This is a genomic window from Pseudomonas sp. (assembly GCF_036387035.1).
GTDB lineage: Bacteria > Pseudomonadota > Gammaproteobacteria > Pseudomonadales > Pseudomonadaceae > Aquipseudomonas.
On the sequence record NZ_DASVUM010000121.1, the window covers coordinates 15,962 to 29,911 of the forward strand.

Here is a 13,950-nt window from a genome sequence, read left to right on the forward strand (position 1 = left end):
ACAAAAACGTGCCCGGTTGATAATAATGAACACAGAAAATCCTGATTGGCAACCGCGCACACAGCACTCAGCTTCAAGGGCTGCATGCGGATCCAAAGATAATTAACCTGACACTTTGATCAGGACTTTCAAATCGTAACTGCCTTCTATTCAGGACGATTCCATGCTGCAACGGCGCGCTATGTCGTAGCAGCAAAGCCGGGCACGGTTGCCCGAATCAGGCAGCGCGGTCTGCATACAGCTTCGGAGAAATACATGAATCAGAATAAGGCGGAGCAGCTGCAAGCCGAGCGCAGGAAGACCGAAAACGCGTTTGACATCACTCAGTATGAACACGTCCCACGTCGCTATTACGGACGCATTTTCTTCGCGACCTTGATCATCGTTGCCCTTGTCGCCCTGGGTCGCGCGTTCGCCAACGGGCAGATCGAGTGGAGTTATATCGGCCAGTTCCTGACCTCCGAGGCCATCCTGTGGGGCCTGCTGAACACCATCATCATGTCGATTCTGGCGATGATTCTCGGGGTAGTGATCGGCGTGATCACTGCCGTCATGCGCATGTCCGCCAACCCGATCTTGCGTTACGTGGCGATCACCTACACCTGGCTGTTTCGTGGCACGCCGCTGATTCTGCAGTTGCTGCTGTGGTTCAACCTGGCCCTCATCTTCCCGGTCATTGGCATTCCCGGCGTGTTCGAGATCGACACGGTCAGCCTGATGACGCCCTTCGTCGCCGCGCTGCTGGGCCTGAGCATCAATCAGGGCGCTTACACCGCTGAGGTCGTGCGCGCCGGCTTGTTGTCCGTGGACACCGGCCAGTACGAAGCGGCGAAGTCCATCGGCATGCCGCGCTTACAGGCGTTGCGTCGGGTGATCCTGCCCCAGGCGATGCGCGTGATTATCCCGCCGGTCGGCAACGAATTCATCAGCATGGTGAAGATGACCAGCCTGGCCAGCGTCATTCAGTATTCCGAATTACTGCACAACGCGCAGAACATCTACTACGCCAACGCTCGGGTCATGGAGTTGCTGATTGTCGCAGGGATCTGGTACCTGGCGGTGGTGACTGTCCTGTCATTCGGCCAAAGCCGGCTGGAGCTGCGGTTCGCCCGCGGCGCCGGCAAGCGTTCGTAAGTCAGGCCCAGGAGAATCAGCATGAGAAGCATCGTCAAAGCCGTCGGCCTGAACAAATACTACGACCAGTTTCATGCACTCAAAGACGTCAGTATTGAAGTCGAGCAAGGCGAAGTGCTGTGCATCATCGGCCCCTCGGGCTCAGGCAAGAGCACGCTGCTGCGTTGCGTCAATCAGCTCGAAAAAATCGACAAGGGCGGTTTGTGGGTCGACGGCGAGCTGGTGGGCTATCGCATCGTCGGCAACAAATTGCACGAACTGACGGATGCTCAAATTGCCCGCCAGCGTCTGAGCACGGGCATGGTGTTCCAACGCTTTAACCTTTTCCCGCACATGACCGCCTTGCAGAACGTGATCGAAGGTCCGATCCAGGTGCTCAAGCGCTCGCCCAAAGAGGCCACAGAGGAAGCCACTGAGTTACTCGCCCGGGTCGGGCTGGCGGACAAGCGTCATGCCTATCCCGTCGAGCTGTCCGGCGGTCAGCAGCAGCGTGTCGCGATCGCCCGCGCATTGGCGATGCGGCCCAAGCTGATGCTGTTTGACGAACCCACTTCCGCGCTTGATCCGGAGCTGGTGGGCGAAGTGTTGTCGGTCATGCGGGATTTGGCGCACAGCGGCATGACCATGATCGTCGTGACACATGAACTCGGTTTTGCCCGCGAAGTTTCCAACCGGATGGTGTTCATGGACGGCGGCCAGATTGTGGAGGCCGGCACCCCGGAAGACATACTAATAAGCCCACAAAACCCAAGAACCCAAAGCTTCATTTCTGCCGTTCGCACTTAAACCAGAACAAACGAGAACGACCATGAAAAAGATCCTCATCCCCAGTTTGCTCGCCGGTCTGATGGCCTCCGCGTCGGTGTTCGCCGCGCTGCCCGCCAGCCTCAAGGACAAGGGCGAAATCACCGCCGCCATCGTGCCGAATTACCCGCCGATGGACTTTAAAGACACCAGCACCAACACGCTGACCGGCCTGGACGTTGATCTGGGCAACGCCTTGGCCGAGCGGCTGGGCGTCAAGATCAAATGGCAGGAGACGGCGTTTGAGCAGATGGTCAGCGGCCTCGTGACCAGGCGCTTCGACATCATCCTGTCGGGCATGACCGACACGGCCGAGCGGCAGAAGTCGGTGACATTCATCGACTATTTCACCAGCGGCCCGCAGCTATACACGCTGACCAAGAATGCTGATCTGAACGAGCCGGCTGATTTGTGCGGCAAGAAAGTCGGCACCAGTCGCCGTACCACCTGGCCTGCGGAGATCGCAGCGTGGAGCAAGGAAAACTGCGAGGCGAAGGGCAAGCCGGCGATCATCGTCAGCGGTTCTGAAGGCTCGGCCGACGCACGCGCACAGCTGCGCCAGGGCCGGCTAGACGCTGCAATGCAGGGCAGCGAGACCATTCCGTACCTGATGTCCCAAGAGAAAGACACCTACAAGCCACTTGGCGTGGCGATCTCAAAACAATTCACCGGCCTGGGCGTCAGCAAGTCCAACCCCGAACTGGCGGCCGCCATCGCCGAAGCGATGCAAGCCATGGTCGATGACGGCACCTACGGCAAGATCCTCAAGAAGTGGGATCTGGAACAGGGTGCAGTGACCAAGGTGGGCATGAATCAGGCGCAATAAAGGATCTGCGGAGGCTTGAACAAGGACGGAATACAAACAGTGGCCACCTACTCCCTCGTCATCCGCCGCTTGATGATTTGCTCGCTGACCATCGTGATGAGCCGGGCGATGACAAGCCCGTTGCTCACACTGTTCCTGAGCACAAGACTGGGGCTCAACCAGCAAGACGTCGGCTTGTTGATGGGCATCGCGGTTTTCATCGCCACGCTGCTGGGGCTGTACGGTGGCTACATCATCGACCGGCTGGAAAAGCGCAAATTGCTGATCCTGGCGATGCTTTCCAGTGCCGTCGGCTTCTCGCTGCTGACCTTCGCTCATAACGTTTACCTGACTACCCTGACGCTGGTGATCACCGAAACGGCGTCGGCGCTGTTTCTGATCGGGTCAAAGGCGATCATCAGCGAAAACCTGCCCATCGGGCAGCGGGCGAAGGTGTTTTCGCTGCGCTACACCCTCACCAATATCGGCTACGCGACGGGCCCGATGCTGGGCGTGATCATTGCCGGGCATCTGCCACTGGCACCCTTCTTCATCGCCAGCGCCATCGCGTTCTTCAGCCTTTTCCTGATGCTCGGCATCCCGCGCACTGTCGCTAGTACCGAACATCCGCCGCGGAGCTTCCTCGACACTCTGAGGACGCTAAAAAATGACCGCACGCTGATTCTGTTCACAGGCGGCAGCTTGCTCAGTACCGTCGTGCATGGCCGGTATACGTTGTACCTGTCGCAGTTTCTGTTGGTCACGCACACGGCGCAGCAGGCGTTGAAAATCCTGTCGGCCGTGCTGGCGTGCAACGCGGTGACGGTGATCTTGATGCAGTACCAGATCGGCCGCCTTCTCAAGCGCGAGCAACTGCGGTACTGGATCTGCCTTGGCACAGCCCTGTTCGCGATCGGGCTCATCGGCTTCAGTTTTGCGCATACGACCCTGGCATGGTGCGCGGCGATGTTCGTCTTTACATTGGGCGAGATGATCATCTACCCCGCTGAATACCTGTTCGTGGACACCATCGCGCCCGATCACCTGCGCGGCAGCTACCTCGGCGCGCAGAACCTGGCGGCCTTCGGCGGCGCGTTGAGCCCGGTGATCTGTGGCTACCTATTGATCAACAGCCCGGCGCCGACCATGTTTTACGTCCTTGCCTGCCTGACAGCCATGGGCGGCACGTTGTGCTTTTTAGCCGGACGACACGCCAGGCTCACTCACGCTGAAATCTCCCTCTGACCCAGCGCCCGATCGGGTACGGATCAGCCAATTTGTCACTTTTCAAACCTGGCGCAAACAGGCGAGTATGTCCGGCCTGACCCTGCCGGTCTGAACGGTCTTTACGAGACGCCTTGCAAGCCTGTTCCCAGACTGTCCTGATTTCCACTTCCCCGACGAAAAGGATATCGAGCAATGAAATACCGCACCCTGGGCCAATCCGGCCTCAAGGTTTCAACGCTGACACTGGGCTCCATGATGTTCGGCGTGCAGACTAGTACCGAAGAATCCCTGCGTATCATCGACAAGGCGTGGGATGAAGGTGTCAACTTCATCGACACGGCCAACGTCTACAACGCCGGACGGTCCGAGGAAATCGTTGGCGAGGCCATCGCCAGCAGGCGCAGCGAGTGGGTCCTTGCCACCAAGGTCGGCAGCAGTTCGGGTAACACCGCGCCCAACTCCAGCGGCCTGAATCGCAAGCACATCTTCAATGAAATCGAATCCAGCCTGCGTCGGCTCGATACCGACTACATCGACATCCATTACCTGCACAAAGAAGACCACAGCACGCCACTCGAGGTGACCGTTTCTGCTATTGGCGATCTGATCCGCGAGGGCAAGATCCGTTATTGGGGCGTGTCGAATTTCCGGGGCTGGCGTATCGCCGAAGTGGTCAACGTTGCTCAACGTCTGGGCGTCGACAAACCGGTGATCAGTCAACCGCTGTACAACATCGTCAATCGACAGGCCGAGCTTGAGCAGATCACTGCCGCGAAGTTCTATGGTTTGGGTGTCGTGCCCTACAGCCCTCTGGCGCGCGGCGTGTTGAGTGGCAAGTACGCCCCCGACGTAACGCCGGACAGCAGCACCCGCGCCGGACGTCAGGACAAACGCATTCTGGAAACCGAATGGCGCAGCGAATCGTTGCACATCGCCCAAAAACTGCAGGCCTATACCCAAGCCAAAGGCGTAGGCCTGGTGGAATTCGCTATTGCGTGGGTGCTGAACAACCAGGCGGTGACCTCAGCCATTGTCGGGCCGCGCACCGAGGACCAATGGGACAGCTACACCAAGGCGCTCAGCGTGAACATCAGTGCCGAAGACGAAGCATTCGTTGATTCCCTTGTGACACCCGGGCACGCCTCCACGCCGGGCTTCAACGACGTGCAGCATTTCGTGACGGGCCGCTATATTGGAGACTGACCGGCTGTGATCCCGGCCTTGGTCGGCGCAACGATGCCCGACCGATGCTGGCTGCCGCTCTCTCAATGCCCGATTGATGGCAGCACTCTAGACGCCCAATCCCTTGTAGAATGCCGCGCCGAGGCAGCCCACCAAACTTGGATCTAAGTTTGACAAGGCAGATAGCGGTCTCTAGTGTTCCATTGGATCCAATAACTGGTCAGCCGAAGAAGATCACGTATGCGCAGGACTGAGAAAGAGCAATTTCTGCGGGAAACATTGGGCGATGAGCAGCTGCCTGCGCATCAGGCACGCGCCATCATCGAAGAAAAACTGCGCAGCGCCATTCTTGAAGGGCGTCTTCCGGCGGGCATCGCCTTGCGCCAGCAAGAGCTGGCAACGCTGTTCGGGGTCAGCCGTATGCCCGTCCGAGAGGCGTTGCGGCAATTGGAAGCTCAATCGTTGCTGCGTGTCGAAACCCACAAAGGTGCGGTCGTTGCCCCGTTGATCAACGAGGACGCTACGGATGCCTATGCGCTGCGCATCCTGCTGGAGTCCGAGGCCTTGCGTCAGTCGATCCCCCTGCTGACCGCCGAGGACATCGACACGGCGCGTGGTTACATCAACCAGCTCGAGGTTGAAACGGACTACAGCGTCATGGGCACGCTAAACCGTCAATTCCATATGACGCTGTATTCGAAAGCGCACAACAAGCGCCTGCTCAAGCTGGTCGAGGACGGCCTGAATGAGGAGGAGCGTTTCCTGCGCTTCAACCTGAAGCAGATGAATCTGGGCAAGGTGTCTCAACATGACCACCTCGAATTGCTCGAGATGGCCAAGGCCGGCGAGGTAGGGGCTACTGTCGAGGCGCTGACTCATCACTTGAATCGCGGCGTTGAAGCCATCAACGGTTACTTGAGCGCCCGCAAGGCGGAAGAGACCGGACCTGTGGCGACGTCAAGGAAACGAGCCCTCACTCAGTGACATTTGCTGCTGTGTTTAACCTTTACCTTGCTCGCCATAGGCTGATTGGCCGAAAAGCACAAGGGATCAACGAACGCCGTTCATGACGGCGTATGCGCCGAAGGACCCGGCTCCACGGTTACGAAGCCTTCATAAGGCTCGGGGAAGCTGAGTGCACGCCGAAAAGAACAAATGGCTGATGGTCGTCAATTCCGGACAACCCGTCAGAACGCGCCTTATTTGCTTTCCTCACGTAGGAGGCGATCCGGAGCACTTCCGGGACTGGTCCGAGGGCCTTGCCGATCACATCGAGTTGGTGACGCTGCGTCTTCCAGGTCATGGCAGCCGTCTAAAGGAAACGCCCTACGATCAGTGGGCGCCCTTGCTGCAGGACACCTTTCTCGCGTTGCAGCCGTATCTGAGCGGCCCGCATGCGTTTTACGGCCATAGCTTTGGCGGTCGGGTCGCTTATGAAATGGCCAGGCTGGCGCAGGCTCACTACCCGAATCTGACACGTCACCTGTTCATTTCCGGCTGCCGAAGCCCCGATAGCCGACAACCCTGGCCGTATTTGCACACGCTGCCCGAGGACGACTTCATCCAGGCGCTGATCAGGTTGAGCGTGCTTCCGAACAGCTTCACCCAGGATAAGAAACGCCTGAAGCTGCTCGAACCTGTTGTACGCAGTGACGTTAAGCTCTCGGAAATCTGGTCCCACTGCGCGGACGAGGGCCTTGATATTCCACTGACTGGCCTGTACGGCAGCGATGATCCGGTTGCTACCGCCGCCAGCATGATGAAATGGCGCGAGTTCACGCGTCGCGAATTCGAGCTGATCGAAGTGCACGGCACTCATGACTTTCTGAGCTCCCAGCGCGGGCGCCTGCTGCACATCATCAATACGCACCTCGGCTTGCTGGGCGACTAACGAAACACCAGCGTCCTGCTGCTGCATGGACGCTTTACTCTCCTCGCTTTGCACCCTCTCCCGCTACTCATAGCCGGCCCTCCCTCCTCGGGCCGCCGCTCATGCGCCTATCGTGAAACTTAGCCGTTGCTGACGCGATGTACCGCCGCGTTCAGGCAAACTCGGACGACGAATCGGTCTGCAGCCGATTCAGGGAAGACTGTCCTTATGGAGCGGCAAAAGGAGCAATGCCCTGGGCGGAGACATTGAGGTGGAGCCTTAATGTCGCCCACATTAAAAAACCCCTAAAACTGTATTAGCCCGTTAAAGCGCAACGCTGAACGAGGTATTCGTTCATTACTTTCAATTCTGGCTCTAATTAGCCGGAGGGGTTGCGCTCGCCTCAATAAAACTTAATCGCAAAGTTTTATCAGCCCTTCTCGCGCGCGATTTATATAAGCCGTTAATTATATTAAAAAGTATTTGCGAAACCATTTGAAACTGTTCTAACGTTTTCTCGCCGTCAGCGTTTAAGGGCATTCGCTCGCAGCCGCTGGTCGGTAAAGGCATGCAGTGCCTGATCCTGACTAAACCTGGCCTGCGCCATTGCTCGCCTTTAACCCATCAAGTTTCGCGGCTCTTATCGCCTGTCGTTAACGGAATGGACGTTGCCTAGCACTTCAACTTGCAACTTATGAAGACCGATGACCGGTGCATTAAAAAGAGCCCGCAAAGTATTGATTCTATCAAGGACGTAAAATGAAGACCTTTGAACAGCAACTTATCGCGAAAAAATCAGAACTAAGCGCACACCCTGTCTTCTCCGCAATTGATTCGCTACACGCTCTGCAGCGGTTCATGGAGGTGCATGTGTTCGCGGTATGGGACTTCATGTCCCTGACTAAACGGCTTCAGCAGGAGCTGACCTGTACCCGGCTCCCCTGGTTGCCGCCGAGAGACCCAAAGGCCGCGCGGCTGATCAATGAAATCGTGCTGGGCGAGGAATCGGATGATCGGCCGGGAGCGAAGCACGGCCACTACAGCCACTTCGAGCTCTACCTGGACGCCATGCGCGAGATCGGCGCAAGCACTAGCCGTATCGAGCGCTTCGTCGAACTGTTGCGCGAAGGCATTCACTATAAAACCGCACTCGAAAGTGTCGGCGCAGGCAGCGCGGCGACGTACTTCGTTCAGGACACGCTCGATGTCGCCCTGAATGCGCCAGCGCACTGCGTAGCTGCGGCCTTCCTGCACGGTCGCGAAAGCGTTATCCCACAGATGTTCCAGCGAATCCTCGACGACTGGGGCATCACTGCCGACAAGGCACCGACTTTCCGCTACTACCTGGAGCGCCATATTGAGGTGGACTCCGAAGACCACGGCCCGGCAGCGGAATCGTTGCTGGCAAGACTGGTGGCGGGCAATGAACAGCACCAGCGTGAGGTGTATACCGCCGCCATCGCTGCGGTCGAGAGCCGCATCGCGCTGTGGGACGCCCTGCAGCTGGCCATGCGTGAGCCTGCACGGGAGGTCAGCGCATGAGCCCACCACGCCTTTGCAACCGACCAGCCCGCTATACAAGGACGCCATCATGAAAGCCGAAGACTACTTGTCCTTCGTCGATGCCTGGGAAGGCCGTGCGACGATTCGGACACGCCCGCGCCGCATCGTCGAAAACGACAACAAACTGATTTATCCGCTCAGCCGTCAGCCATTGGTGCTGAGCGAGACGTTCACCCGTGAATGCCCACACCTGCGCGATCTGGCGCTGGTGCAGAGCCTGTACAAGTTCATCAACGACGTGGTGATTTTCGAAACCGAAATCGTCGACAAGACCGCGCGGAGCATTGCCAAAGACAATTTTGCCATTCGCTTCCCCTTCGCCTGCCGCTACGACGCCATGACCGTGGTCGTTGACGAGGACTATCACGCTTTGGTGGCGATGGACTTCATGCAGCAAACCATCGCGCTGACCGGCGTCCAGCCAATCCCGTTGCCACAGGAAATCGAGCTCAGTCGGGCTATTCCTGCGGCGCTGGCTTTAGCGCCAGAGCATCTGCGCAGCGCGGTTGAGCTCATCTGCGTGGCAATCGCGGAGAACACCGTGACCAACGATGTGGCCGCGTTCGCCAAGGACGACACGGTAAAGCAGTCCGTGAAAGACCTGATGTCGGACCACCTGCTTGATGAAGGAAGGCACTCCGGTTTCTGGTCGCGTCTGGTCAGGATCTATTGGCATGCGGCGCCTGAGCAGGACAAGCAACTGATCGCGGAGATTCTGCCGGTGTTCATTGCTTACTATTTGACCAATGACATCCAGAAGTCTTTTGACTTCGTTCTGATCGACAGCTTGCCGGTCGCCGAAACGATCAGACAGGCGCTTAAGCAGGAAACACAGGCGATGTGCTTTCCGATCAATCGCCACCATCCGCTCATGACCAACATCATGCGGTTTTTCACCACCAGCTCAATGCTCGACTCCCCGTGCGTCCGGCACGCGCTTGGCGACTATCTGCCGGCTGGGGGCTTGCAATGAAGCGCCTGGAGATTGTGCTCATTGGTCACAGTCAGGCCATGAGCGAGTTGACTGCCGAACTGGATACCCACGGGCATCTGATTCGCCACCTGCGCGATGGGACTGTGTTGGAGCAGAGCGCGCTGAGAGACCCGTCAATCGTCATTGATGACGGCACGCTTGACCTGCCTCATACGAGGTTCGGCAAGGCGATTCATCTCGGCCTGCGCGTGGGTCTTACGCCTCTGGGCGAGAGGGCACTGCCTGATCTGGAAGTATTGTGCTGGCTCGGGACGGCCTCGGCACAGCGCCTGATCGGGCGCCATCCAATCACTGCCGGGCCGTCCGGTAATGGACGGGTGTTGCGCGATGCTGCAATCGGAGTAGTGGTTGACAACGTAGCGATGCTGGTCAGCCGGTTCTCGCGTGATTCCGAATCCTTCGCGCGAGCCGAGCGCGTCGACCCACCGCAAAGCGAACGTCAGGAAAGCCTTCAGCGGCTGGACCAACTGGCTTTCGAGCACTGCTTCAATTTCACCGCGGCGCCGGATTTATCGAGCCTTGCACAGCAGACGCTTAATGCACGCCTGGACCGTAGCTTCTGCGAATTTGCCGAGCGCATTGCGCTGAATATCGACGGCGAGCGCATCAGCTATGGTCATCTGCGCGCGCACAGCGTCGCGATACAGGCGCAGATACAGGCCATGCTGCCGCATACATCAGCTGGACCGTTGGTGATTGGCATCTGCATGCCGAAATCCGCCGCACTGTTCGCCGGGATCCTCGCCATTTTGGACAGCGGAGCAGTGTACCTGCCGCTGGACCCCAGCCAGCCTCTCCAGCGTCAGCAATACATCCTCGAAAACGCGCAAGCCACGTTGCTGCTGCATGACGGCCGCCACCCACTGGCGGGGGGTGTGGTGCCGGGGCTGGACATCAGCAACATCGCGATTGCGCCGACGCCGCAATCGTTGATGCGCGCATGCCCGGATATCGATGCGCCGTGCATGGCGCTGTATACGTCCGGCACAACGGGGCACCCCAAAGGCGTGTTGCTGAGTCAGCGAAACCTGAGCCACTTCACGGCGTGGTACGCGCACTATGTCGAGCTGTCCGAACACAGCAGAGTGCTGCAATTCTCCACGCTGAGTTTTGATTCGTCGATCATCGACATCTTCCCGACGCTGCTTAGCGGCGCTGAACTCATCGTGGCGAACGATGACCAGCGTCGAGATCCCCTGCAACTGTTCGAGCTGCTGGATCAGAATCTTAGCCATGCCTTTCTGCCGCCGGCCTTGTTGAGCATCCTGCCGATCGACCGACCGCTGAAATTCAAACACTTGAGTACGGGGGGGGATGTGTGCGAGCCCTATGTGATTGAACGCCTTTCCGCGCAATGTCGCTTCCACAACCTGTACGGACCAACTGAGGCGACGGTGCTGATCACCGCCGGCCAGTTCAAATCCGGCGTCAGCAACCGCAACCTGGGCCGCCCGATCGCTAACAGCCGGGTGCTGATTCTCGACGACGACATGCAGCCAGTGCCGGACCACACGGCCGGCGAGCTCTACATTGTCGGGCCCGGCGTGTGCCTGGGTTACATCAACAACCCTGCACTCACCGATGAGCGCTATGTGAACGTGGCAGTAGGTGAGGACCAGCGCGTGCGCGCCTACAAAACCGGCGACATTGGCAAATGGACCAGCGAAGGCATCGAGCTGTCCGGGCGGCGTGACAACCAAGTGAAGATCCGTGGGTTCAGGGTTGAGCCAGAGGAGATCGAGCACTGCCTGCGCGACAGCCAGCTGTACCGCCAAGTTGCCGTGGTGATTGACGACCAGCGACGCATCCTGGCCTTCCTCGCTCAACCGCACGGCGTAGAACCGGATGCCGCTCGGCATTCGCTCAAGGAGCACGTCGCAGGCCTGTTGCCGGACTACATGCGGCCGACAGCCTACACGGAATTGGCGAGCATGCCTTTTGCGAGCAACGGCAAGGTTGATCGCAAAGCGCTGCTGCAGTTGCCGCTCAACATGCTGGAGCAAGCCCCTCGTCGTCTGCCTGAAACAGAAAACGAAAGGCTGCTCCTTACGCTGTGGGCGGACCTGCTCGAGCTTTCGCCTGGTGAAATCTCGACCGATGAGAGCTTTTTCAATTTGGGCGGCCACTCGATTCTGCTGTCGCAGATGCTGCTGGGGATACGGGAACGATTTGATCGCAGCATCCCAATCAATCGCTTTATCGAAGCGCCGACGCTAACCAACCTGGCTTCACTGCTTGATAGCGATGGCACAACCTCATGGACCGTCAGCCCGCAGGCGTTCAAGGACGCGACGGCCCCCTTTGAGGTGTCGGCACTCCCTGTGACGCGGCTTGGCGACGTGCACAAGGTCATCGTCACTGGCGCCAACGGGTTTCTCGGTGTGCACATTGTCGAAGCGCTGCTCGCATGGGGCGCAACCGAGGTGGCTTGCCTGGTACGCGAAGGCGGCGGGCTGACGGCACAAGACCGCTTCGTCCAGGCGCTCTCCGAGAATCGTCTTGAGCATCTGGATCTTGCGCGGGTCCGGGTTTATGCCTCCGACATCACGCTGCCGCAGCTGGGCCTGAGTAATGAGGTGTACGAGCGCCTTGATCGTGAGTTTGGCGCGCTTGTCCATAACGCTGCCAACGTCAATCACGTCCAGGACTACGAGACGCTGGCCAAGGATAACGTTGCACCGATTTTCGAGTGCCTGAAGCTGTGCGAAGGACGCAGCAAAAAGGTGTTCAACTTCGTGTCGACGCTCTCTGCTTCAAGCGCCGTTGGGACTGACGGTCGTGTCTTGGAGGCGCCCGCGGCAGAGACTCCCCCGATCTATATCAAGAACGGCTACAACCTCTCAAAGTGGGTCGCCGAGCGCATCTTGCAGCAAGCGCGTGAGCAAGGCGCATGGGTAAACATCTATCGGCCCGGGAATATTGCCTTCAACAGCACCACCGGTGTCTGTCAGCCCCACAAGAATCGTTTGATGCTGATGCTCAAAGGCTCGATGCAGCTTGGCCAGGTCCCGGACTTCTCCATGACGTTCGACTTGATGCCTGTCGACTTCCTCGCTCGGTTCATCGGTTTTCATGCCAGTCGTTACCTGCCTGCACAGGCAGTCTTCAACCTGCACAACCCAGAACCCTTGAGCTGGAGCAGCTACGTCAGCGCTTTCCGTGAGGCCGGCAGTGAGTTCGAACTCGTCAGTGTCAGTGAGTGGCAAACCCAACTGACCCGTGTGGACAGCAAGAACGCTTTATTCGGCGTGCTTGGCTTTTACCTCGACGGGTTTGAGGAGGACATCGGAGACATCTCAATGATTGGCTACCAGAACGCCCTAGCGGGGGTTATTCGCATGGGTGAATGCTACCCGTCGAAAACGCCGGCGCTGTTGCGCAGAGGCTGCACGTACCTGAAAGACATTGCCTTCATCTGATACACCCAACGCCAGTCCCTTAAGTTATGGAGAACAACATGAACGCTATTCAATCACTCAAAACCCTTACCTCACTCTTCCCCGACACGCTCATCTCTAATCCCGTTGGGGAGCCCGTGGTGTCTGCGATTGCAGTAGGAGCTCCGGCAAGTGAGGTATGGAAAGTCGTAGGCGATTTCGGTGGTTTCACCCAATTCATTCCGGCGCTTGCGAGCATCGAAGTGATCGGTACAGGTCAGGGATCGGTGCGTTACAAGAGATTCAAGGAAGGTGGCCTCGTGGTTGTCGAGCAGCTCAACTCTCGCGACGATGACGCCATGTTCATGACCTGGACAACCCTTTACAACAACCTTGGCGTCAGCCGGCTGTGGGCCTCAATGACGGTTGTCCCAAGAGACGAAGCCAGCTGCGTCGCCACCTGGACCATCATTGCCGAGCCTATGAATGACAACTCGATGAGCGCCGACGACTTCAAGGCGTTTCTGCAAGGATTTGCTGATGGGGCAATGAACAACGTGCCGTTACTGTTCGGGCAATAGCGCGCTGAGGGTGGCTAACCCGCTTCATTACATTGTTGGCGGACTAAACGACAAAACCCCAGTCTGCGTGAGCAGGCTGGGGTTTTGGAAATTCAATCTTGACGATGACCTACTCTCACATGGGGAAACCCCACACTACCATCGGCGATGCACCGTTTCACTGCTGAGTTCGGGATGGGATCAGGTGGTTCCAGCACTCTATGGTCGTCAAGAAATTCTGTAGCTGATCCGTCACCATCGTAACGTTCCAGCAAAAATGTATAACCTTCACTAAAAACAAAACCCCATCTGCGTTAGCAGATGGGGTTTTGGAATTTAATCTTGACGATGACCTACTCTCACATGGGGAAACCCCACACTACCATCGGCGATACATCGTTTCACTGCTGAGTTCGGGATGGGATCAGGTGGTT

At 58.0% G+C, this 13,950-nt stretch carries 11 protein-coding genes and 2 rRNA genes; 11 read left to right on the forward strand and 2 right to left on the reverse strand.

Going from position 1 to position 13,950, the window contains the following annotated elements:
• The first annotated feature begins 255 nt into the window (after positions 1–255).
• The 11 genes from VF672_RS11320 (at position 256) to VF672_RS11370 (ending at position 13,537) form a co-directional block, all read left to right on the forward strand.
• The gene (locus VF672_RS11320) at positions 256–1,134 is read left to right on the forward strand and encodes an amino acid ABC transporter permease (RefSeq protein ID WP_331104695.1); all 879 of its coding nucleotides are present in this window, start codon (positions 256–258) and stop codon (positions 1,132–1,134) included.
• A gap of 21 nt (positions 1,135–1,155) precedes the next feature.
• Positions 1,156–1,920 carry an amino acid ABC transporter ATP-binding protein gene (locus tag VF672_RS11325; RefSeq protein ID WP_037018644.1) on the forward strand — a complete coding sequence of 255 codons (765 nt, stop codon included), beginning with the start codon at positions 1,156–1,158 and terminating at the stop codon, positions 1,918–1,920.
• Between the two features lie 22 nt (positions 1,921–1,942).
• Positions 1,943–2,764, forward strand: coding sequence for an ABC transporter substrate-binding protein (locus VF672_RS11330; RefSeq protein ID WP_331104696.1), 822 nt, complete (start codon positions 1,943–1,945; stop codon positions 2,762–2,764).
• A 39-nt stretch (positions 2,765–2,803) separates the two neighbouring features.
• Positions 2,804–3,988, forward strand: a complete 1,185-nt coding sequence (locus VF672_RS11335; RefSeq protein ID WP_331104697.1) for an MFS transporter — start codon at positions 2,804–2,806, stop codon at positions 3,986–3,988.
• Between the two features lie 174 nt (positions 3,989–4,162).
• Entirely contained in the window at positions 4,163–5,173 is a 1,011-nt protein-coding gene (locus tag VF672_RS11340; RefSeq protein ID WP_331104698.1) for an aldo/keto reductase, read from the forward strand.
• A 219-nt stretch (positions 5,174–5,392) separates the two neighbouring features.
• Complete coding sequence (locus VF672_RS11345) at positions 5,393–6,136, forward strand: GntR family transcriptional regulator (protein WP_331104699.1); 744 nt, start codon at positions 5,393–5,395, stop codon at positions 6,134–6,136.
• 151 nt (positions 6,137–6,287) lie between these two features.
• The gene (locus VF672_RS11350) at positions 6,288–7,043 is read left to right on the forward strand and encodes a thioesterase II family protein (RefSeq protein WP_331104700.1); all 756 of its coding nucleotides are present in this window, start codon (positions 6,288–6,290) and stop codon (positions 7,041–7,043) included.
• Positions 7,044–7,781: 738 nt separating this feature from the next.
• Positions 7,782–8,564 (forward strand): DUF3050 domain-containing protein, encoded by a 783-nt coding sequence (locus VF672_RS11355; RefSeq protein ID WP_331104701.1) that lies wholly within the window; start codon positions 7,782–7,784, stop codon positions 8,562–8,564.
• 49 nt (positions 8,565–8,613) lie between these two features.
• Positions 8,614–9,558, forward strand: a complete 945-nt coding sequence (locus VF672_RS11360) for a diiron oxygenase (RefSeq protein WP_331104702.1) — start codon at positions 8,614–8,616, stop codon at positions 9,556–9,558.
• Positions 9,555–12,998 (forward strand): non-ribosomal peptide synthetase, encoded by a 3,444-nt coding sequence (locus VF672_RS11365; protein ID WP_331104703.1) that lies wholly within the window; start codon positions 9,555–9,557, stop codon positions 12,996–12,998. Before VF672_RS11360 ends, VF672_RS11365 begins: the two co-directional genes overlap by 4 nt.
• A gap of 38 nt (positions 12,999–13,036) precedes the next feature.
• The gene (locus VF672_RS11370; protein ID WP_331104704.1) at positions 13,037–13,537 is read left to right on the forward strand and encodes an SRPBCC family protein; all 501 of its coding nucleotides are present in this window, start codon (positions 13,037–13,039) and stop codon (positions 13,535–13,537) included.
• 96 nt (positions 13,538–13,633) lie between these two features.
• Here VF672_RS11370 and rrf (VF672_RS11375) read toward each other — a convergent pair.
• Together rrf (VF672_RS11375) and rrf (VF672_RS11380) are read right to left on the reverse strand one after the other, a co-directional pair.
• Positions 13,634–13,749 (reverse strand): 5S ribosomal RNA (rrf, locus tag VF672_RS11375).
• Positions 13,750–13,856: 107 nt separating this feature from the next.
• Positions 13,857–13,950 (reverse strand): 5S ribosomal RNA (gene rrf, locus VF672_RS11380); the annotation flags it as partial.

Bases quoted from the DNA above. Each gene is read 5' to 3' on its own strand.
- VF672_RS11320 (WP_331104695.1), top strand. From the start codon at position 256: ATGAATCAGAATAAGGCGGAGCAGCTGCAAGCCGAGCGCAGGAAGACC.
- VF672_RS11325 (WP_037018644.1), top strand. From the start codon at position 1,156: ATGAGAAGCATCGTCAAAGCCGTCGGCCTGAACAAATACTACGACCAG.
- VF672_RS11330 (WP_331104696.1), top strand. From the start codon at position 1,943: ATGAAAAAGATCCTCATCCCCAGTTTGCTCGCCGGTCTGATGGCCTCC.
- VF672_RS11340 (WP_331104698.1), top strand. From the start codon at position 4,163: ATGAAATACCGCACCCTGGGCCAATCCGGCCTCAAGGTTTCAACGCTG.
- VF672_RS11345 (WP_331104699.1), top strand. From the start codon at position 5,393: ATGCGCAGGACTGAGAAAGAGCAATTTCTGCGGGAAACATTGGGCGAT.
- VF672_RS11355 (WP_331104701.1), top strand. From the start codon at position 7,782: ATGAAGACCTTTGAACAGCAACTTATCGCGAAAAAATCAGAACTAAGC.
- VF672_RS11360 (WP_331104702.1), top strand. From the start codon at position 8,614: ATGAAAGCCGAAGACTACTTGTCCTTCGTCGATGCCTGGGAAGGCCGT.
- VF672_RS11365 (WP_331104703.1), top strand. From the start codon at position 9,555: ATGAAGCGCCTGGAGATTGTGCTCATTGGTCACAGTCAGGCCATGAGC.
- VF672_RS11370 (WP_331104704.1), top strand. From the start codon at position 13,037: ATGAACGCTATTCAATCACTCAAAACCCTTACCTCACTCTTCCCCGAC.